This is a genomic window from Komagataeibacter sp. FNDCF1, from assembly GCF_021295335.1.
Classification (GTDB): Bacteria; Pseudomonadota; Alphaproteobacteria; order Acetobacterales; family Acetobacteraceae; genus Komagataeibacter.
Genome location: NZ_JAIWOT010000001.1, coordinates 1,993,932 through 2,012,822, shown reverse-complemented (window position 1 = coordinate 2,012,822; position 18,891 = coordinate 1,993,932). Strand labels below are relative to the sequence as shown.

Genomic DNA, 18,891 nt, shown 5'->3' with positions numbered 1-18,891 from the left:
TGCGTCACATATCTTTCCATAATGTAAGGTCATTGCCTGACCTGCGCGTGGTGGCGGTTCCGCTTCCGTCGTGCCGGGCATGTGCAATGGCCCTGCCTGCCGTTTGAATGAAACAGTCACAGGAGCTGACCATAGCCAGACCCCCGATGCCCACTCCGCCAAATCGAGAGGGCCCCCGTGTCAATGAAGAGATCCGCGTACCGCAGGTCCGTCTGATCGACGAAGAAGGCGAGATGCTCGGCATCATGTCCACACGTGATGCACTGGCGCGCGCCTATTCCGTAGGACTTGACCTGCTGGAAATCAGCCCGAACGCCGAGCCGCCCGTGGCCAAGGTTCTCGATTACGGGAAGTTCAAGTACGAACAGCAGAAGAAGCGCAACGAAGCGCGCAAGAAGCAGAAAGTCATTGAAATCAAGGAAGTCAAGGTTCGCCCGAACATTGATGAAAATGACTATCAGGTGAAAATGCGCGCCATGAAAAGCTTCATTGGCGAGGGCGACAAGGTAAAGGTCACGCTGCGCTTCCGCGGCCGTGAAATGGCGCATCAGGATCTGGGCGTGAAGGTCCTGGAGCGCATCCGTGCGGAAATGGATGAACTGGCCAAGGTCGAGCATATGCCCAAGCTTGAAAACCGCCAGATGATCATGGTGCTTGCCCCGCGCTAGGATTGCGCATCAGCAGGTCCGGTCAAATGAAAAGGCCCGGTGGAGTTGCCCTCCACCGGGCCTTTTTGCCATCTGCCCCGCCCGCCCCGTCAGGGGCCGGTCCGCTTCATGTTCATTCAGGCAGAAGCTTCGGGAAATGCCCCCTGTTCCATAAAAAGACGGTATTCAGGAAATTTTACCGTTTCTTATCAAAGAGCTGTTTTGGGAACGGTGTCCTATTCCTCACCCTGCAGGGTCAGTACCGCATGAACGGTGGCGGTAACATCCTGCATGGCCGCCGGGGCTTCGGGCGGGGGCACGTCCACGCTGGCCGCGCGGGCCATCATCATCATGGGCATGGGGCGGGGGAAGTTCTGGTCATCCAGCGTGACCGTGCGAATCGGGCCAATCTTCAGTTTCAGTGTCTCGGCGGCAGCCTGCGCGCGCTGCTGCATGTCCTGCAGGGCAAGGGTTTCGGCCTGGCGGGTCAGGTCCGCCCGCCGGGACGCGGAGAGTGACCAGTCCAGCCGGGTCAGCACAAGATTGTCCCCCTGCAACTGTGCGACCAGCGGCAGGAGTCCCTTCCCCTCGGTCGCGGTCAGGCGGATGGTCTGGCGCGCGACCCATTGCGGTGGCCTGTGGGGCTGCCTGGGGTCGCCATCTTCATGATGCACGAAATACGACTCGGCATTGGTGCTGACCCCATCCGCATGGCCCGCGGTTGCAATGGCCTTTGATGCCAGCGCATTGACCTGTGCCTGGGCGGCAGCGGCCGTATCGGCCCGCGATTCGGCATAGAACACGGCCGTCAGTTCATCGGGCTGGGCATGTACGGTGCCGGAGGCGGAAAGTTCCAGCGTGGGGGTGCTGGACGCCGTGGCGGACGAGAAGATCGGCCGCTGTGCCATGGCCGTCAGCGGGTACAGGGCCGTACCCACCGACATGATTGCAAGCGCGGGCAGCATCCTGCGCGCAGGGGCATGGAAATGGCTGGTCTTCATGAATGTGTGGTCTCCTTCAGTTCCACCAGGGCGCGGCGCAACCGGACAATGCCCGAGCGGATCCGGCCCTCGCGGCACATGTCGGCTCCCTGCATGCGCAGGCTGTCGATATCCTGCGGCAGGGCGGGGCCATAGGCGTCGATGATGTTGAGAAGCCGGTTGCAGTAGGCCTTGGTGTCGCTGGTGATGATGACGGGCTTGTCCGCGCCATCGCGGGCGGTGACCACGCGCACCATGCCGTCGCCTGGTTCTGTCGGAATGGGGGTGGCGCCACACAGGCAGAAACTCATCACGACGATGGCAGGCGTCATGGCGGGATGCATGTTCATGCTGTCACTTTACGCTACTGTTCATGTCATGCTGATGGGAGAATGGTGACGTTCGTGTCATGCCTGATATGCCCTGTGGGGATGGACAGTCCCGCCCGTCATCGGACAGTGCGCAGGCGGCGATGGGCAGCGCCATTGAAACTGTAAGTCCCGGGTCATGCGCCGACAGGTGCATCCGCCCGCCATGCAGTTGCACGATGGCACGCACCATGGACAGGCCCAGCCCGGCGCCGGGGGTATTGCGGGCCTTTTCCGCGCGGAAGAATCGCTCCGTGGCCCGTGCCATGTCCGCTTCGCTCATGCCGATTCCCTCGTCACTGACCGACAGGTCAAGCATGCCTTCGCCCGTTGGCCCGGTGATGCGGCCGGGGGCCAGTTCACGGATCTGCGCGCGTAGGTGCACCGTCCCGCCGGAGGGGGAAAACTTGATCGCATTGTCCAGCATGTTGGCCACGGCCTGCTGGATCAGCGAGCGGTCGCCATAGAAGGGCAGACGGTCGGGCAGGTCCAGATCGAGGGTGATGGCGTGTTCTTCCGCCACGGCTTCATACAGATCGGCCACGTCCAGCAGCACCGGCACCATGTCGAACGCCATGAAGGCGGAGCGACGGGCCCCGGCCTCGATCTGGGCAATGCGCAGCAGGGCCTCGAACACGGCGGTGACGTTGTCCAGGTTGCCCACCGCGCGCTCGATCGCGCCGCGCAGTTCCTCCGGCGTGGTGGCGTGGAGTGCCGCATCCTCCAGTTGGGTGCGCGCACGCGCGATGGGGGTGCGCAGGTCGTGGGCAATGGCATTGGAGACCTGCCGCACGCCATCCATCAGGCGTACGATGCGGTCGAGCATTTCGTTGATGGCCTCGGCCACCTGGTCCATCTCGTCACCATTGCCGACCAGCGGCATGCGGCGGCTCAGGTCACCATGGGCAATGGCCGACGTGGTGCGCGCCACGGTCTTGACCATGCGGCGGAAGATGCGGTGCACCAGTACCGCCCCGCTTACGGCCAGCAGCGTGACCATGACCCATGCCCAGAGCAGCGAATCGGTCAGCAGGTGGCGCAGGATGCCGCGTGCCCGCACATCGCGCCCCACCAGCAGCCGGTAGCCACTGTCAAGCTGGCCCGCCGTATGGGTCTGGGCCGTGCCGGGCAGGTTGTAGGCATGCAGTTCGGCCATGCTGCGTAGCCCTGCGCGGGTATCGGGCAGGGAATACCAGCGGTCGGTGTACTGTACCCTGCCCGGCCAGGCCGATACATTGCCGGTCAGGTAGTTCCCCTGCGGGTCGATGACGAGGTAGATCGCGTCATCATCCAGGTTCTGCTCCAGCCGGTCCTCGATTGTCAGGGCCAGCGTGGGCAGGCCGCCCATTACCCAGCGCTCGGCCAGGGCGCGCGCATCGGCGTTGATGGCGGTTTCCACCTGTCGCTCAAGGAACCCGATCGTCCCCCACCACAGGAAGGACATGAACAGGATGGAGGACAGCGCGAACATGAGCCCGTAGGCCAGCGAAAAACGCAGGCTGGCCGACCGCCATGCCCGCCAGCGCGAACGCCGGGGTGGCGGTGCGGGCGCGAAGGCCTGCGCTGTCATGCGTGGATCCGGCGCTTATTCCGCACGCAGCATGTACCCCGCGTTGCGGATGGTATGGATGAGCGGCGTGCCAAAGGGCTTGTCCACCTTCTGGCGCAGGCGCGAGACATGCACGTCGATCACGTTGGTCTGCGGGTCGAAATGGTAGTCCCACACGCCTTCCAGCAGCATGGTGCGGGTCACCACCTGTCCCGCATGGCGGGTCAGGTATTCCAGCAGGCGGAATTCCCGCGGCTGCAGGTCGATCTTCTGCCCCGCGCGGCGCACGGTGCGCGAAAGCAGGTCGATCTCCAGATCCGCCAGTTCCAGCTTGGTCTGGGGTGCGGCCTCGGTGCGGCCACGGCGGCCAAGGGCTTCCACGCGCGCCAGCAGTTCGCTGAAGGCGAAAGGCTTGGTCACGTAGTCATCCCCGCCCGCCTTCAGGCCCTGCACGCGGTCATCCACGTCCGCCAGTGCTGACAGCAGCAGCACGGGGGTGGCGTTGTTCTGCGCGCGGATGGTCTCCAGCAGGCGCACGCCGTCAATGCCGCCTGGCAGCATGCGGTCCAGTATGATCAGGTCGAACTTCTCGCTTACGGCCATGAACAGGCCGTCCTTGCCGTTATCGGTCAGTTCGACCAGGTGCCCGGCTTCCTTCAGGCCCTTGGCCACGAAATTGCGGACGGTGGGATCATCTTCAACAACAAGAATATGCACGTTGCCTCACGTCGTTGGGGGCGGGGTCGTTCAGTCGTCCATGTCTTCGTCGGGGCGGTGGCCGACGCAGGCATCCAGGCTCATCGGGTCATGGCGGCGGCGGATATGCAGCGCCACGGTCGATCCCGGACGCTTTGCCGCAATCGAGCGGATCAGCATGCGGGATGTATCGATCGGTTCATCGTTCACGGCGGTAATCACATCACCAATATGCAGGTGTGCCTTCATGGCCGGGCCATTGCGGTCGATCCCCACGATCTGCACGCCGTTGCGCCCCGGCCCGTCCGCCAGTGTAACACCCAGCCAGCCACGGTCTATATGGCCATTACGGCGCAGTTCTTCCACAATGGGTGCCACGATTTCGGACGGAAGGCCAAACCCGATCCCCACCGACCCGCCGGTGGGCGAGACGATGGCCGTGTTCACCGCAACCACCTGTCCGCCCAGATTGAACGACGGGCCACCCGAATTGCCGGGGTTGATGGGGGCGTCGATCTGGAAAAAGTCATCAAACGGGCTGGTGCCGATATCGCGCCCGCGCGCCGACACGATTCCCGCCGTAACGGACGATCCAAGACCGAACGGGTTGCCCGCCGCCATGATCCAGTCCCCGATATTGACCAGCCTGCTGTCCCCCCATGGCACGAAGGGCATGGGGTGGGGGACGTGGATCTGGATTACCGCGATATCCGTCAGGTCATCGCTGCCAACCAGATGGGCGGGGAATTCCGTGCCATCGGCCAGCGAGACGGTAATCTGGTCCGCCCCCCCAACCACATGCGCGTTGGTCACGATCACGCCGCCCGGGTCGATCAGGAAGCCCGAGCCCGCGCCCAGCATTTCCTCCCCATGTGCGCGCATGCGTTCGCGGAATTTATGTTCGAACGGCGTGCCCTTCACGCTGGGGGGCAGGGGCTGGTGGGTGTTGGCCGCCACCCTAGGTTTCGTGGACAAAGGTTGACAGTAACGTCCATGATTGATTCAAAGCTGCCTTTTGGAGGCGTTGTTGGGCGAGCGAATTGGGCTTTCGGACGAGGAATGGGCCATCATCGGGGCGCTGCTTCCGCCTGAGAGGGGTCGTGGCTGCCGTCCTGCGCAAGACAATCGTCTGTATTTCGAAGGCATGATGTGGATTGCCCGAACCGGATCGCAGTGGCGCCACCTGCCTGATGATTATGGCAAGTGGAACAGCGTGTTCCGACGCTACCGACGATGGGTGACGACAGGCGTGTTCGATGCGATGCTCGAAACCTTGGCTGAAATGGTCGAGCGGGATACCACTGCCGACATGATCGACAGCACGGTGGTCCGGGCACATCATTGTGCTATCGGTATAAAAAAGGGACACAGGAAACCGAGGCGCTTGGCCGATCGCGCGGTGGTTTCACCACCAAACTGCACGCCCGATGCGACGCCAGGGGACGCCCTCTCGGTTTTGTCCTGACGCCGGGACAGACCCACGATATTCAGGGTTTCGGCCCGCTGTTCCGCATGATCGCTGACAAGATCGAGGCGTTACTGGCAGACAAAGGTTACGATGCCGACCTCATTCGCGAGGAACTTGCCAAGGCCGAAATCGAAGCCGTCATCCCGAGCAAAAGCAACCGTCGCAATCCTGTACCTCATGATAAAACCAAATATCGCTGGCGCAATCTCGTCGAGCGCCTGTTCAACAAACTCAAGAACTGGCGACGCGTTGCCACCCGATATGACAAAACCAAGGAATCATATCTTGGCTTCGTCAGTCTCGTGTCAGCACTCCAGTGGATACCCTTTGTCCACGAAACCTAGCGTCCTGCGCCTGCGAGACGGCGATGTTCACGACCGCCGGTCCCACCTGCCGCACCAGTGGCGCGAAGGTAAGCGGGCCCGACGCCACAACGGGTGGCACGGCCGGGGCGAACAGCGAGGGATTGGGCGGCACTGCGGATGAAGCCGCCCCCTGCGCCAGTGCCCCGGTAACCTGCCCGGCCATGCCCAGCAGCAGCATCGCGAGCAGGCGGCAGGCCGGACGGACCATGACGATGCGTGTCATGTATGGCGGTACGAAGGTGCGTTCATGATGACCCATGTTATCTGAAAAAAGCGGCAATGCCATGTCTGCATGCCAACATGGACAAAAATGCATGCAGTTTCATGCCCGACGTGGGCTCCGTGGTGGCGGTGGGCTGGCCGTGGCAGGGTTTTCCGGCCAGTCGTGGCGGGGGTAGCGGCCGCGCATGTCACGGCGCATGTCCGCCCATGATCCGGCCCAGAACCCGGCCAGATCGGCGGTTATGGCCTGCGGACGCCCCGCAGGGGAAAGCAGGGCAATGCGCAGGTCCACATTGCCACCGGCAATGCGGGGCGTGTCCGTTACACCATAGAAGGTCTGGGCACGGGCGGCCGCCACCGGCACGGGCTGGAGATAGTCGATGCCAGCCCGCCCGCCGGGCAGGTCCAGATGGGTGGGCAGGGTGTGGTCCAGCCATTTCAGGCTGGCATGGTCCATGGTGGCGCGCAGCATGGCCAGCAGGTCCAGCTCCGCCAGGGCCGAAAGGCGGTTCACGCCTGCAAGCCACGGGGCAAGCCATGTGTCGGTCGTCCCTGCCAGCGCCGCATCGGACAGGTCGGGCAGGTCCGGGCGGTCAAGGCGGGTGCGGGCCAGGTCCACGCGTGCCTGCAACTGGCGGCAGGCATCGCTCCATGTCAGGCTTGCCGCAAGGTTCTGGGCCGCCTGCTGGCACAGCAGGGCGCTCACTTCATCGGCGCTGGCGGTAACCGTACGGTCGCGCAGCACCAGATTGCCCAGCCGCAGCCTGCGCCGGGCCAGCACGCTGCCGGTGGTGGGGTCGAGCGTGGTTTCCACCTGTTCACGCGTACGGGCCAATAAGGTGGGGGGCAGGCTGTCACGCTCCAGCGGGGCGGCAAGGCATATCTCGGCGGCCTTGCGCACATGCATGCCAGCCACGGCCAGCAGGGGCGCGCGGGCCAGTTCATCGGTTTTTGAAAGCCGCGCGCTGCCACCACCGGCCAGGCGGAATGACCCTGCATCCCCGCGTGACTGGGCCACCCGGTCGGGGAAGGCTGCGGCAATCAGGGCGGCGGGGTCGCCACCTGCCGGAATGTCACGGCCCAGCCCCAGGCGCCTGCGGTACTGCCGCGCGGCATGGCGGATGCGTGACAGGGCCGCGCGGTCGGCATCCGGGTGGTCGCCGCCCGCCAGCAGGTCAAGGCGCAGGCGGATATCCGCGGGGGCCGCGGGCGGTGCCCCCCTGCTGCCCCCGGCGGGGCGGCGGGGGCGCAGCGGGTCGCGTTCTTCCAGCAGGGCCGCGATATCGCAGGCCAGCGCGCGCTCGGGCGCGGTGCGGGCGGCCAGCATCATCGCGGCTAGGCGCGGATGGGAACCAAGGGCCGCCATGCGGGTGCCCTCATGCGTGATGCGGGCATCATCATCCAGTGCGCCAAGGGCGTGGAGCAGGCTGCGCCCGGCTTCGAATGCACCATTGGGGGGCGTGTCGGGAAAAGGAAGGTCGGCCGGGTCCGTGCCCATCGCGTCCTGCCATGCCGCCGCGTCCAGCCGCAGGCCGGTCAGTTCGGCCTCCATCATTTCGGGCTGGTCATGGGGGGGCATGGCGCGGGTGGTCATTTCCGTCCACAGCCGGATGGCGGTGCCCGGTGCGACACGTCCCGCACGGCCCGCGCGCTGGCTGGCTGCAGCACGTGAAATCCGCACCGTGTCAAGCCGTGTTAGCCCCGTGCCCACATCCAGCCGTGGCACGCGGCGGAAACCGCCATCAACCACAATGCGCACGCCCGGCACGGTCAGCGATGTCTCGGCTATGGAGGTGGACAGGATTACCCGCCTGCGCCCATCGGGGTGTGGGGTCAGGGCAAGGTCCTGCTCGGCTGGGGGCAGTTCGCCATACAGCGGCAGTACATCGGCATCGACCCCCGCCAGAAGGGTGCGGGTGCGCTGGATCTCGCCCACACCGGGCAGGAAGGCCAGCACGTCGCCTTCTTCCTGCCCGATGGCGGTGCGGATGGCGGCGGCCATGGCATCGGGCAGGTCCCGGCGGTGGACAAGGTCACGGGTCGCGTGGCGGATCGCCACGGGGAACATCCGGCCTTCGCTTTCCACCAGTTCGGCATCCATGCGGCGTGACAGGGCCGCGCCATCCATGGTGGCGGACATGGCGACCAGCTTTAGCTCGGGCCGCAGGCTGCGCTGCAGGTCAAGGCAGAAGGCAAGGGCGGCATCCGCATCGACGGAGCGTTCGTGAATTTCATCGAATATGACGCAGGCCACCCCGTCCAGCATGGGATCGGACAGCAGGCGGCGCACCAGCAGCCCCTCGGTGATCACCTCGATGCGCGTGCGCTCCGATGTCGCGCCATCCAGCCGGGTGCGGTAACCCACCAGCCCGCCCGGCGTTTCATCCACCAGTTCCGCCATGCGCTGGGCCGCCGCCCGGGTGGCCAGCCTGCGGGGTTCAAGCATGATGATCCGCCCGTCGCCCCGCCATTGGGCATCCAGCAGCGCCAGCGGCACCAGCGTGGTCTTGCCCGCCCCCGGCGGGGCGACCAGCACGGCGTTGGATGTCCGTGCCAGCACATCGCACAGCGCCGGCAGGGCGGCGGCGACAGGCAGCGCACTGGCCGCATCTGCCATCAGGGTATCAAGTCGGTTTTGCAAGGTCGGATCGAAAGCCATATCCTGATCTTATGGCGTCGGGCATGGTGGCGGGGCAATCCTTGCCTTGGCGTGCCGGACGTGTTTTTTCCCTGTCCCCCTGTGTGGCGGAGTAATATCGATGCCCTTCATGTGGCTTGTATCGATCCTGTGCATGGTGCTGCTTGCGGCACCCGCAGCACATGCCGCGCAGAGCGAGGCCGTGACCAGCACGCGCGCAGACGTGACACTCGTCACGGATGACGACACCTACATGCCCGGCCGCGCGCTGCATGTGGGCCTGCAGATGCACCTTGCGCCGGGCTGGCATACCTACTGGCTCAACCCCGGCGATGCAGGGGAGGCAACCACGCTGGCTGTTACCGCGCACGGCGGGGCGGGCGGGCAGGCCAGCGCCATTGAATGGCCGACGCCGCGCGTGCTGCATGACGGGCCGCTGACATCCTATGCCTATACCGGCGATGTGCTGCTGCCGGTTACCCTTGTGCCAGTGCAGGCGGAAGGGGACGGCCCGCTCACGCTCGACGCCGTGGCGGACTGGCTGGTCTGTGCGGAGGTCTGTGTGCCCGAGCACGGCACCTTCCACCTGAGCCTGCCGCGCGGCGGGCCGCAGCCTTCGGCGCAGGCGGCGGCGTTCGCCCGCGCCAGTGCGGACCGGCCCGTGGCCTCGCCCTTTGCCGCCCAGCTGTCACCTGCCGGTATCCTGCAGCTTGCGGGGCGGGGCCTGTCGGCGGGTGCGGTCACGGCGGCGTGGTTCATGCCCGATGTATCCGGCGCGATCGACCAGGACGTGGCCCAGCCTGTGGTGGTGGGCGATGGCGCCGTGCAGCTTACGCTGCATCCCGGACCGGAATTCCACAATGGCGCCAACCTGTCCGGCATCGTGGTGCTGCGCGATGGCATGGGGCGCGAGCGTGGCCTGTCGGTCCTGCCCGTGGTGGGGGTGGTCCATCCTCTTGCACCGCCGGTGGCGGCCCATGCCACGAATGTCGGGGTGCTGGTGCTCATGGCCTTTGCGGGGGGGCTGATCCTTAACCTCATGCCCTGCGTGTTCCCGGTCCTGGCCATGAAGGTGCTGGCGCTGGAGCGCATGGCGCGCGGGGAGCGGGGCGCGGCCATCAGGGGGGCTGCCGCCTATGCCGCGGGTGTCGTGGGGTCGTTTGTCGTGCTGGGTGGCGCTGTCGCGGCATTGCGGGTTGCGGGCCAGCAGGCGGGGTGGGGATTCCAGTTCCAGTCCGTGGGGTTTGTCATCACCATCTGCCTGCTGCTGTTTGCGGTGGCGCTCAATCTGCTAGGCGTCTTTGCCATCGGGCTGCGGCTCATGGGGGTGGGCAGCGCCCTGCCTGCGCATGCGGGGGATTTCCTGACGGGGGTGCTGGCGGTCGTGCTGGCGTCACCGTGCACGGCCCCCTTCATGGGGGCGGCGGTGGCGGGTGCGCTTGCGGCCTCGCCCCTTGTCGGGCTGCTGGTTTTCGCGGCGCTGGGTTTCGGGCTTGCCGCCCCCTATCTGCTGCTGGCCGCCATGCCCGGCCTGCTGGGCTGGCTGCCCCGGCCGGGGCGGTGGATGGAAACCGTGCGCAACCTGCTGGCGCTGCCGGTACTGGCCACCTGCGTATGGCTGGCATGGGTAGCGCGGCTGGAGGGTGGTCCGGATGCGCTTTACCTGCTGGGGGCAGGGCTTGTGCTGGTGGCCACCGGCTGCTGGTGCCTGCGACGGGCCACGGCAATGGACCTGCGTGATGCCATGGAAGGGCGGGCGGGACTGTACCGTGCGGTGGCCATTCTCAGCCTGCTGGTCGCCTTCGTGGGGGGGGCTGTGGTGCCGCCCGCCACCATGCATGACCACGGGACAGAGCGGGTGGCGGATGGCAGTTCGGTCTTTTCCCCCGCGCGGCTTGCGGAACTGCGCCGGCAGGGTCGGCCCGTATTTGTGGACATGACGGCCGCGTGGTGCATTTCATGCCTGGTGAATGAACGCGTTGCCCTGTCCACCCATGCGGTGCAGGCGGCGTTCGCCCGGCAGGGTATCGTATACATGAAGGGCGACTGGACCCTGCGGGATGCGGACATCACGGCCTTCCTGCATGCCCATGGCCGCGACGGGGTGCCGTTCTATGTCTATTACCCCGCCCACGGGGCGGAGGTGATCCTGCCGGAAATCCTCTCCCCCGGGATTGTCCTGCATATGATCGGGGCGGATGGAACCTGACCCCGGCGGGGTGCTTCCGGTGGCACCCCGCCGGACGGCATGCTCAGTTGGTGGTGCCGCCAGCGCTGCCCGGCAGGGTAAGGTTGCCCGGTGGCGGGGAGCGGAGCTGCGGAGTCGACGGCGTGGTGGTGTCCGTATCATCCGAAGGGTAGCCGGTGGGGAAGATGGCATCCGGCCCCTGATCTGCCGTTTTTGGCCGTGCCGGTCCGGGGGTGGCCGGTGCCGAAGGTGTGGCCGCCGCCTCGGGGTGGTCGGTCGTCGGGCCGCCGCCAATGGTCATGGTGTCGCTGGTGGTTCCGGTCGTGGCGGGCGTGGCATCGCTTCCGTCAAGCGACTGCTCCGCCACGCTGCCCGGTGCCCGCGGCGTGACCAGCCAGTTGCCCAGATTGGCGCGGATCTGGTTTTCCAGTTCCTGGTTCATGTCCTGCAGCATCATGTTGGTCAGGGCATTCAGGTTCTGCGGTGTGTCGCTGTTGCCGTGCTTGCGCTTGGGGTCGTAGGAGCGTGTGATCTGCGCCACGGCATAGCCGGTACGACGCCCGTCGGCCGAGGTCACGTCCAGATGCACGTTCAGCTGCCCGTCCAGTATGCCCCCCGGTTCATGCAGGATGGAGGCACGATCGATGGTGAACACGCCTTCCCCCCCGCTGCCCGCGGTCAGCAGCCGGGTATGGGCAAGCTGTTTGAGCAGTTCATCCGGCGGGTTGGGCGCACGGCCCGACAGGTCGCCCGGCACCAGCCCCGGCTGGCCCCGGTCCACGATGGAAAGCGAGGCGATATTGAGGCTGAGCGGCGGCGCATCACCATATTGTGGCCCCTCGAACGTGGTGGGCTCTTCGGCATGTTTGCGGCTGTAGGCATGATCGCTCATGGCGGTCAGCGCCAGGAACGGCAGGCTGGCCGCCAGCATCACGCGCAGGGTGCGGCGTGATGGCAGGATGCGAAGCGGCGAACGGTTCGGTCGCATGGAATATGTCCCGGTAACGGCTGGCGCCCATGGCGCGGTCGGTAGATCAGGGGATGATCGTGCCATGTTCCGCGCCGCGCGAACAGGGGCAGGGGCGTTCAGGCTTCCCTGCCGCCAATCTCGTCGCGCTGGAAATGGAAGCTGTGGTTGCAGAACGAACAGTTCATGGTGATCGTACCGTCTTCCGCCATGTGGTCCAGGTCATCGAGCGGGAAGGTTTCCAGAATGCCCGACAGCCGTGCGCGTGAGCACCGGCAGCCGAATGCCAGCGCACGGGGCTGGCCAGCCATCAGCCCTTCGGCATGGAACAGGCGGTACAGCAGGTCGGCGGAAGAAAGGCTGTCATCCAGTACCTCGCGCGCCGTCAGCGTGGAGGCAAGGGTGACGGCGGTCTCCCATGCATCGTCGCCTTCCTCTGGCGTCAGGGTTGATTCGGCGCCCCCGCCTGTCGCGATCTTTTCCATCACCAGTGCGCCGGACCGCCAGCCTGCTTCCGTTTTCGCGCAGAACAGCCTGACCCAGCAGGCATGCTGCTCGCTGGTGGCGAAATAATGGGCAGCCATTTCCGACAGGCTTTCGCCATTCATCTCGACAATGCCCTGGTGGATGTCGGTATCCGGTCCCTGGTCCACGCTGAAGGCGATGTAGCCCTTGCCCAGCAGCTGGCTGGCGGTGGGGCTGGGCGTGGTCTGCAGCAGTTCGGTCACCTGCGCATCATCCGAGCGGGCATGGAAGCGCAGTGCGCCCGAATCGGTACAGTCCGCCAGCAGAAGGCTGACCGGGCCATCCCCCTTGGCCTGTAGCGAGAAGGACCCCTGGAATTTCAGTGATGATGCCAGCGCGGCCACCAGCGCCAGCGCCTCTCCCGCCAGCTGCAGCACGGCATCGGGGTTGTCATGACGGGTCAGCAGCGTATCGGTCAGCACGCCGGGGCGCACCAGCCTGCCGCGCACCGGGCGCTGGTCCAGATAGAAGGGCACGATTCCCTGCGGCACGACCAGATCGGGCGTATCCGGACGGCTGGAATCGAGAAAGGCGGGAGAAGGTGGCGTGGTGGTCATGGCAAGAACCCGCGTCATCGGCTCCCACGCTCAGGCGGGAGCCGGGTCATCAGAGATTGGCGGTAATGTCCGCTTCCAGCGCGGCAAGGCGCTGGTCAAGGTCGTGCAGCGGTGTCGCGGCCAGCAGGCCATCCGCCTCCAGCGCCGTAATGGCGCGCTGGCGGCAGCGGTCATGTTCCATGTCCAGGTCCTGCGTGCGGCCCGCACCGGCCAGGCAGTCCAGATAGGCATCACGCACCTGATCGATGCGGGCATCGTGCGTGGGCAGGGCGGCAAAGATGTCGCGCACGCTTTTCTCCGCCCAGCCCGGGGCTTCCGGTACGTCCTCGGTGCCGGTGGGCAGGGCTGGCTGGTCGGCCGGTCCGGTCATGCCGTGGGTTCCTTTCCATATTGCTGCCAGTCCTCGCCACACAGCGCCCAGACAAGGATGCCCTTTTGCGCGTGCAGGCGGTTCTCGGCCTCATCGAACACGACGGATTGCGGTCCTTCGAACACTTCTTCCGTCACCTCTTCACCAATATGGGCAGGCAGGCAGTGCAGGAAAAGGGCATCGGGTGCCGCACGCGCCATGAGTGCCGCATCCACCCGGTAGGGTTCGAACGCACTGATGCGCTGGGCCGATTCCTTGTCGGACATGCTGACCCATGTATCGGTAATGACCGCATGGGCCCCCGTCACGGCCGCCACCGGGTCGGTCGTGACCGTGATCTCCGCCCCCTGGGCGCGCGCCCAGGCCACGGCGGCGGCATTGGGTGCGTGGGTTGCGGGCGTTGCCAGCCGCAGGTGGAAGCCGAACAGGGCCGCCGCCTCGATGAAGGAGGTGGCGACATTGTTGCCATCGCCAACCCAGGCCAGCGTGCGGCCTGCGATCGGGCCGCGATGTTCCTCGAACGTCATGATGTCGGCCATGATCTGCACCGGATGTGAATCCGGTGTCAGACCATTGATGACCGGCACGCTGCTCCAGCGTGCAAGCTGGCGCAGGTTTTCGGTCCTGCCGGTGCGCAGCACGATGGCATCGACAAAGCGCGACAGCACGCGCGCGGTATCGGCAATGCTCTCGCCCCGGCCCAGCTGCATGTCGGACGGCGCAAGCAGGACCACGTTGCCGCCAAGCTGCTGCATGCCTACTTCGAACGAGACGCGCGTGCGGGTGGAGGGCTTGGAGAGCATGAGCCCCAGTGCCCGCCCGCGCAGCGGCAGCGCCGGATGCAGCGGACGAGCCCGGTTGCGCTGCATGCGCTTGATGCCCGCCGCCACGTCCAGGATGGCGCGTAGCGTCACCCGGTCCAGTTCCTTCAGGTCAAGGAAATGGCGGGGCGTGACGTGGGCGGGTGTCTGCAGCGCGTTCATGCCACGGTCTCCGCCTGGGCGGCAATGTGGGCGCGTACGCGTGCTGCGGCGCCCTCCAGCATGGCCAGCGCCCGGTCGCAGTCGGCCTGTGTAATCGTAAGGGGCGGCAGCAGGCGCAGCACGTTGTCCCCTGCCGTGACGCTCAGCATGCCTTCCGCCATTGCAGCGTTCTGCACCAGCGCCACATCGACCCTGCATTTCAGCCCCAGCAGCAGACCAAGCCCGCGCCTGCCGGCAAAGATGTCGGGACAGGTGGCGATCAGCTGGTCAAAGCCGGCATCCAGCTGGGCTGCGCGCGCGCGCACCCCTTCAAGGAAACCGGGAGCCAGGATGATGTCGAGCACCGCGTTGGCCGCGGCACAGGCCAGTGGTCCGCCGCCAAAGGTCGTGCCATGGGTGCCGGGCACCATGTGTTTCGCAATGGTCTCGGTCGTCAGGACCGCGCCCATGGGGAAGCCACCGGCAATCCCTTTTGCGGTGGACAGGATATCGGGCGTGATGCCCGACCATTCATAGGCGAACAGGCGGCCGGTGCGGCCCATGCCGCACTGCACCTCATCCACGCCCAGGAACAGGCCGTATTCATCACACGCCGCCCGCAGTTCCTGCATGAAGCGGAAATCGGCGACATGGATGCCGCTTTCCCCCTGCACCGGCTCGACCAGGATGCCTGCCGTTTCTTCATTGATGGCGTCGCGCACCGCGTTCATGTTGTTGAGCGGCACATGGTCGAACCCTTCCACCCGGGGGCCGAAGCCATCAAGGTATTTGGGGTTGCCCGTGGCGGACAGCGTGGCCAGCGTGCGGCCATGGAACGCGCCGTTGAAACAGATGATGCGGGTACGCTCCGGGTGGCCGGACCTGGCCTGCGCGCGCCGGATCATCTTGATCAGCCCCTCATTCGCTTCCGCGCCGGAATTGCAGAAGAAGGCGCTGTCGGCAAAGCTGTTGGCGACCAGGCGTTCGGCCAGCCTTTCCGCCTGGGGCACGCGGTACAGGTTGGACACATGCATGACGCGCTGCGCCTGCTGCGTGATGGCGTCCACCAGATGGGGGTTGTTGTGCCCGACCGAGGATGTGGCGATGCCCGAGCCGAAATCCAGGAATCGTCGCCCGTCCGCCGTGTACAGCCAGGCACCTTCGCCGCGCTCGAAAGCGAGGTCGGCACGATTGTAGTTCGGCATCAGGGCGGAAATCATGGAATGGCCTTGTGATTTCAGTTCAAAGGAAAAAAGTGGATTGCGTTCAGAAACGAAAACGGCCCACCGCCAGCAGGGGTAGGCACATCTCTTTCCCGGTTTTTCCACGCCCGACGGGGATGCGGTCCGTTACGCATCCGGCATTCCGTCATGGGCCGGAAAGCACGGAGGATATGGCCCGCCTGTGCGAAATGCAACCTTAACCCTGCGGCGGGGCGTGCCGAAGCCATGGCAGCCATGCCCCTGTACGGGGTGCTTGGGCGGGAGCGGGTGGTTGTGGCATAGTGCTGGCATCATGGTGGCCCGTCCTTTCCCCTCCGCCCCCCGACCGCTTGCGCCCGCGCCGGACGCCGCCGTGCTGCGCGCGGCGGCGCTGGCCTATCTTGCCCGCTTTTCCGCCACGCGGGCGGGGGTGGAGCAGATGCTTGCCCGCCACATCGACCGCTGGGTGCGCCGGGCCGTGAACGGCGGCATGGACGTGGAGGACGCGGCCCGTGCCGTGCAGGCCGCGCGGCAGACCATTCCCCGCATCGTGACGGATATGGAGGGGCTGGGCGCGGTTGACGACGCCCGTTTTTCCGAATTCCGTGCCCGTTCCCTTGCCCGCGCCGGCCGTTCGCGGCGCATGGTGGCGGCGCATCTGGGTGCAAGGGGGGTGGATGAGGCCACGGTGGCACATGCAGTGGAGGAAGCCCTCGGCCCGCGTGATGGCGAGGGACAGGAGACCGAACTGGCGGCGGCCCTGGTCTTCGTGCGCAAGCGCCGCGCCGGCCCCTTCCTGCGTCCCGACGCGGATGGGGAGGAGGCGCGCAGACGCCACCGCCGTGCGCTCGATGCCATGGCGCGGGCCGGTTTTTCCCATGATACGGCACGGCGCGCACTGGACATGGACCGCGACGAGGCGGAGGACAGGATCATGTGCATGAGGTCGGCATGACGGTGAGGGAAGGGACGTGGGCGTGGGGTATCTGATGGCGGACCATATGCCGGAGCCGGGAGCGCCGGGGCGCACCGAGCCGGGGGATGCATCGCGGTGGCACGCATGACGGTGGTGCGCAGGACAGTGGCACGCCCGGGACCGGCGCACCCGATACCGGCACTGGCGGCCCGGGTGCGCGCGGCATGGTGGCGGCTGGGCGCGGGGGGCGCGCTGCTGTCGCTGGCCGCCTGCGCGGGGGGCAGCGGGCAGGGGTGGCATGGTGCGGTGCAGTGCGCGCCCTATGCACGGCAGGTCACGCATATGCAGATGCAGGGGGATGCGGCATCATGGTGGGGGCAGGCACAGGGCCGCTACCCGCGTGGCCATGCGCCAAGGCCCGGCGCGGTCCTGGTATTCCGTGCGACAGGCCGCCTGCCGGACGGTCATGTATCGGTCGTGCGCGCGGTACGCGGCCCGCGGGAGGTGCTGGTGGACCAGGCCAACTGGGTGCCCGGCCGCATCGGCAGGTCGGAGCCGGTGGTCGATGTATCGGGCCGCAATGACTGGTCACGGGTCAGGGTATGGTGGTCCCCCATTCACGACATGGGCAAAACCGTCTACCCTGCCTACGGATTTATCCTTCCCGCGGGCTGACAGGGCGGGGATGGGTGCTTGCATATCCTGTGCGTGCGCCTCACATAGGCGGGTACGTGCAGGCCGTGGTCATGTTGTGTGGCTGGCGGGCAATACGGTATTGGCGCGTCATGGACGCGGATGGGGGATGCTATGGGTAGCTTGAGCTGGGGACATTGGCTGATCGTGCTGGCGGTGGTGCTGGTGCTGTTCGGCGGCGGCGGCAAGATCAGTTCGCTCATGGGCGACATGGCGCGCGGGATCAAGTCGTTCAAGAAGAACATGGCCGATGACACACCGGAAGAACCGGCAGCCAGCGGCCACATCCAGGGACCGGCCAAGGACAAGGACGCCACTTTTGCCGAAGCCCCGCAGCGTTCGGCCAGTAACGTGAAATGACAGCGCACGTGCACCATGCACGGACCGATGGCATGATGGACGGGGCGACGTTTCCCGCTGGCGCGTATTGCGATGCGGTGGCCCGCATCATTGCCGTGGGGCAGCGGATGGACCGCTTCGGCTGGGTACCCGCCACGGCGGGCAATATCAGCATCCGCCTGCCTGATGGCACCATCGCCATCACGCGTTCGGGCGGCCACAAGGGACTGCTGGACCGGCAGGGCGTGATCCGGGTCGATGCCGCGGGCGCGCCGTTCACGCCATCCGACCGCCCCAGCGCCGAGACGCTGCTGCACTGTCAGGTCTATGCCCACGACCCGGCGGCGGGCGCGGTGCTGCATGGCCACTCGGTCGCCTCCACCGTGCTGTCCATGCTTGGCGGTGACGAACTGGTGCTGGAAGGCTACGAGGTGCAGAAGGTCTTTGCCGGACAGGACACCCATGCCGCCCGCGTGCGTGTGCCGGTATTCGACAATGACCAGGATATCGCCCGTCTCTCCCATGTCGTGGCGCCGTATCTGGACCAGATGCGCGCGGGCTACATCATCCGCGGGCATGGGGTCTATGTGTGGGGTGCGGACATGGACATGGCGCTGGCCCGGCTGGAGGGGCTTGAATTCCTGCTGGCCTGCGAACTGGAAAGAAGGAAGATCCGATGAGCCGCCTGCGTGTCTATGCCGACAACAACCCCGGTGCGCCCATTGTGCAGCTCGGTGACCCCGCACGCATCGCCATGGAGCTTGCCCCCATCGGCGTGCGCTTCGAACGGTGGGACGCCCCCGTCGTGCCCCCGCGCGATGCGCCGGAAAGCGATGTGCTTGACGCCTACCGCCCCTATCTGGACCAGCTGATGGGCGAGACAGGTGCCGGTTCGGCGGATGTGCTGCGCGTGGGGCCGGATACGCAGGGCTGGGCGCAGGCGCGCGGCAAGTACCTGTCCGAACATACCCATAGCGAGGATGAGGTCCGCTTCTTCGTGCACGGGCAGGGGGATTTCATCCTGCATGTGAACGGCCGCGTGTATGACGTACGCTGCACGGCGGGCGACCTGATCTCGGTCCCCGCGGGCATATCGCACTGGTTCGACGGTGGCGAGACGCCGGATTTCGTGACGCTGCGCATCTTTACCAATCCTGATGGCTGGATTGCCCGCTATACCGGAAGTGACATCGCAACCCGCTTTCCCGCCGAAGCCTGAACCGCAAACCGCACCCGAGG

General features: G+C 66.2%; 18 protein-coding genes and 2 pseudogenes. 8 read left to right on the top strand and 12 right to left on the bottom strand.

Annotation, left to right across the window (positions count from 1 at the left end):
• The first annotated feature begins 146 nt into the window (after positions 1–146).
• A complete protein-coding gene (infC, locus tag LDL32_RS09555; protein WP_233066270.1) occupies positions 147–668 on the top strand; it encodes a translation initiation factor IF-3 in 522 nt (173 codons plus the stop codon).
• Between the two features lie 215 nt (positions 669–883).
• Here infC and LDL32_RS09550 read toward each other — a convergent pair whose 3' ends face one another.
• From LDL32_RS09550 to LDL32_RS09530, 5 genes are read right to left on the bottom strand one after another with little or no spacing between them, the layout of a single operon-like run.
• Positions 884–1,648: an SIMPL domain-containing protein gene (locus tag LDL32_RS09550; protein ID WP_233066267.1), complete on the bottom strand. Its 765-nt coding sequence runs from the start codon at positions 1,646–1,648 to the stop codon at positions 884–886.
• Positions 1,645–1,977 carry a hypothetical protein gene (locus LDL32_RS09545; protein WP_233066266.1) on the bottom strand — a complete coding sequence of 111 codons (333 nt, stop codon included), beginning with the start codon at positions 1,975–1,977 and terminating at the stop codon, positions 1,645–1,647. Before LDL32_RS09545 ends, LDL32_RS09550 begins: the two co-directional genes overlap by 4 nt.
• A gap of 4 nt (positions 1,978–1,981) precedes the next feature.
• Positions 1,982–3,565 carry a HAMP domain-containing sensor histidine kinase gene (locus LDL32_RS09540; RefSeq protein ID WP_233066264.1) on the bottom strand — a complete coding sequence of 528 codons (1,584 nt, stop codon included), beginning with the start codon at positions 3,563–3,565 and terminating at the stop codon, positions 1,982–1,984.
• Between the two features lie 15 nt (positions 3,566–3,580).
• The gene (locus LDL32_RS09535; protein ID WP_233066262.1) at positions 3,581–4,261 is read right to left on the bottom strand and encodes a response regulator transcription factor; all 681 of its coding nucleotides are present in this window, start codon (positions 4,259–4,261) and stop codon (positions 3,581–3,583) included.
• Positions 4,262–4,291: 30 nt separating this feature from the next.
• Positions 4,292–5,215, bottom strand: coding sequence for a S1C family serine protease (locus tag LDL32_RS09530; protein WP_233066260.1), 924 nt, complete (start codon positions 5,213–5,215; stop codon positions 4,292–4,294).
• 22 nt (positions 5,216–5,237) lie between these two features.
• On the opposite strand from LDL32_RS09530, the pseudogene LDL32_RS18050 reads away from it, so the two are divergent.
• Positions 5,238–6,052 (top strand): annotated as a pseudogene (locus LDL32_RS18050) (IS5 family transposase).
• A 10-nt stretch (positions 6,053–6,062) separates the two neighbouring features.
• Here the strand turns inward: LDL32_RS18050 and LDL32_RS09515 are convergent.
• Positions 6,063–6,359, bottom strand: a pseudogene (locus tag LDL32_RS09515) (endopeptidase); the annotation flags it as partial.
• A 36-nt stretch (positions 6,360–6,395) separates the two neighbouring features.
• A complete protein-coding gene (gene hrpB, locus LDL32_RS09510; protein WP_370636676.1) occupies positions 6,396–8,954 on the bottom strand; it encodes an ATP-dependent helicase HrpB in 2,559 nt (852 codons plus the stop codon).
• Positions 8,955–9,054: 100 nt separating this feature from the next.
• On the opposite strand from hrpB, the gene LDL32_RS09505 reads away from it, so the two are divergent.
• Positions 9,055–11,142: a protein-disulfide reductase DsbD gene (locus LDL32_RS09505; protein ID WP_233066258.1), complete on the top strand. Its 2,088-nt coding sequence runs from the start codon at positions 9,055–9,057 to the stop codon at positions 11,140–11,142.
• Between the two features lie 43 nt (positions 11,143–11,185).
• Here LDL32_RS09505 and LDL32_RS09500 read toward each other — a convergent pair whose 3' ends face one another.
• From LDL32_RS09500 to LDL32_RS09480, 5 genes are all read right to left on the bottom strand, one after another.
• Positions 11,186–12,109 carry a hypothetical protein gene (locus LDL32_RS09500; RefSeq protein ID WP_233066256.1) on the bottom strand — a complete coding sequence of 308 codons (924 nt, stop codon included), beginning with the start codon at positions 12,107–12,109 and terminating at the stop codon, positions 11,186–11,188.
• Positions 12,110–12,207: 98 nt separating this feature from the next.
• Positions 12,208–13,188 (bottom strand): Hsp33 family molecular chaperone HslO, encoded by a 981-nt coding sequence (locus LDL32_RS09495; protein ID WP_233066254.1) that lies wholly within the window; start codon positions 13,186–13,188, stop codon positions 12,208–12,210.
• A 31-nt stretch (positions 13,189–13,219) separates the two neighbouring features.
• Positions 13,220–13,540, bottom strand: a complete 321-nt coding sequence (locus tag LDL32_RS09490) for a hypothetical protein (RefSeq protein WP_233066251.1) — start codon at positions 13,538–13,540, stop codon at positions 13,220–13,222.
• Complete coding sequence (argF, locus tag LDL32_RS09485; protein WP_233066249.1) at positions 13,537–14,523, bottom strand: ornithine carbamoyltransferase; 987 nt, start codon at positions 14,521–14,523, stop codon at positions 13,537–13,539. Before argF ends, LDL32_RS09490 begins: the two co-directional genes overlap by 4 nt.
• On the bottom strand, positions 14,520–15,722 hold the full coding sequence (locus LDL32_RS09480; protein ID WP_233066247.1) for an aspartate aminotransferase family protein: 1,203 nt from the start codon (positions 15,720–15,722) through the stop codon (positions 14,520–14,522). The genes argF and LDL32_RS09480 overlap by 4 nt, the downstream gene beginning before the upstream one ends.
• Positions 15,723–16,017: 295 nt before the next feature.
• Here LDL32_RS09480 and LDL32_RS09475 point away from each other — a divergent pair, with 295 nt between their 5' ends.
• From LDL32_RS09475 to LDL32_RS09455, 5 genes are all read left to right on the top strand, one after another.
• Positions 16,018–16,659: a regulatory protein RecX gene (locus LDL32_RS09475; protein WP_233066245.1), complete on the top strand. Its 642-nt coding sequence runs from the start codon at positions 16,018–16,020 to the stop codon at positions 16,657–16,659.
• Positions 16,660–16,764: 105 nt separating this feature from the next.
• Complete coding sequence (locus tag LDL32_RS09470; RefSeq protein WP_255673906.1) at positions 16,765–17,295, top strand: CHAP domain-containing protein; 531 nt, start codon at positions 16,765–16,767, stop codon at positions 17,293–17,295.
• Positions 17,296–17,427: 132 nt separating this feature from the next.
• Positions 17,428–17,673, top strand: coding sequence for a twin-arginine translocase TatA/TatE family subunit (locus LDL32_RS09465; RefSeq protein WP_233066241.1), 246 nt, complete (start codon positions 17,428–17,430; stop codon positions 17,671–17,673).
• Positions 17,674–17,708: 35 nt separating this feature from the next.
• Positions 17,709–18,332 (top strand): methylthioribulose 1-phosphate dehydratase, encoded by a 624-nt coding sequence (locus tag LDL32_RS09460; RefSeq protein ID WP_233068800.1) that lies wholly within the window; start codon positions 17,709–17,711, stop codon positions 18,330–18,332.
• Positions 18,329–18,871 (top strand): acireductone dioxygenase, encoded by a 543-nt coding sequence (locus LDL32_RS09455; RefSeq protein ID WP_233066239.1) that lies wholly within the window; start codon positions 18,329–18,331, stop codon positions 18,869–18,871. Before LDL32_RS09460 ends, LDL32_RS09455 begins: the two co-directional genes overlap by 4 nt.
• The last annotated feature ends 20 nt before the right edge of the window (positions 18,872–18,891 follow it).

Coding starts and splice junctions, on each gene's coding strand:
- LDL32_RS09540 (WP_233066264.1), bottom strand. CDS start 3,565: ATGACAGCGCAGGCCTTCGCGCCCGCACCGCCACCCCGGCGTTCGCGC.
- hrpB (WP_370636676.1), bottom strand. CDS start 8,954: ATGGCTTTCGATCCGACCTTGCAAAACCGACTTGATACCCTGATGGCA.
- LDL32_RS09470 (WP_255673906.1), top strand. CDS start 16,765: ATGACGGTGGTGCGCAGGACAGTGGCACGCCCGGGACCGGCGCACCCG.
- LDL32_RS09480 (WP_233066247.1), bottom strand. CDS start 15,722: ATGATTTCCGCCCTGATGCCGAACTACAATCGTGCCGACCTCGCTTTC.
- LDL32_RS09495 (WP_233066254.1), bottom strand. CDS start 13,188: ATGACGCGGGTTCTTGCCATGACCACCACGCCACCTTCTCCCGCCTTT.
- LDL32_RS09465 (WP_233066241.1), top strand. CDS start 17,428: ATGGGTAGCTTGAGCTGGGGACATTGGCTGATCGTGCTGGCGGTGGTG.
- LDL32_RS09500 (WP_233066256.1), bottom strand. CDS start 12,109: ATGCGACCGAACCGTTCGCCGCTTCGCATCCTGCCATCACGCCGCACC.
- infC (WP_233066270.1), top strand. CDS start 147: ATGCCCACTCCGCCAAATCGAGAGGGCCCCCGTGTCAATGAAGAGATC.
- LDL32_RS09550 (WP_233066267.1), bottom strand. CDS start 1,648: ATGAAGACCAGCCATTTCCATGCCCCTGCGCGCAGGATGCTGCCCGCG.
- LDL32_RS09505 (WP_233066258.1), top strand. CDS start 9,055: ATGCCCTTCATGTGGCTTGTATCGATCCTGTGCATGGTGCTGCTTGCG.
- LDL32_RS09545 (WP_233066266.1), bottom strand. CDS start 1,977: ATGAACATGCATCCCGCCATGACGCCTGCCATCGTCGTGATGAGTTTC.
- argF (WP_233066249.1), bottom strand. CDS start 14,523: ATGAACGCGCTGCAGACACCCGCCCACGTCACGCCCCGCCATTTCCTT.
- LDL32_RS09460 (WP_233068800.1), top strand. CDS start 17,709: ATGGACGGGGCGACGTTTCCCGCTGGCGCGTATTGCGATGCGGTGGCC.
- LDL32_RS09475 (WP_233066245.1), top strand. CDS start 16,018: ATGGTGGCCCGTCCTTTCCCCTCCGCCCCCCGACCGCTTGCGCCCGCG.
- LDL32_RS09455 (WP_233066239.1), top strand. CDS start 18,329: ATGAGCCGCCTGCGTGTCTATGCCGACAACAACCCCGGTGCGCCCATT.
- LDL32_RS09490 (WP_233066251.1), bottom strand. CDS start 13,540: ATGACCGGACCGGCCGACCAGCCAGCCCTGCCCACCGGCACCGAGGAC.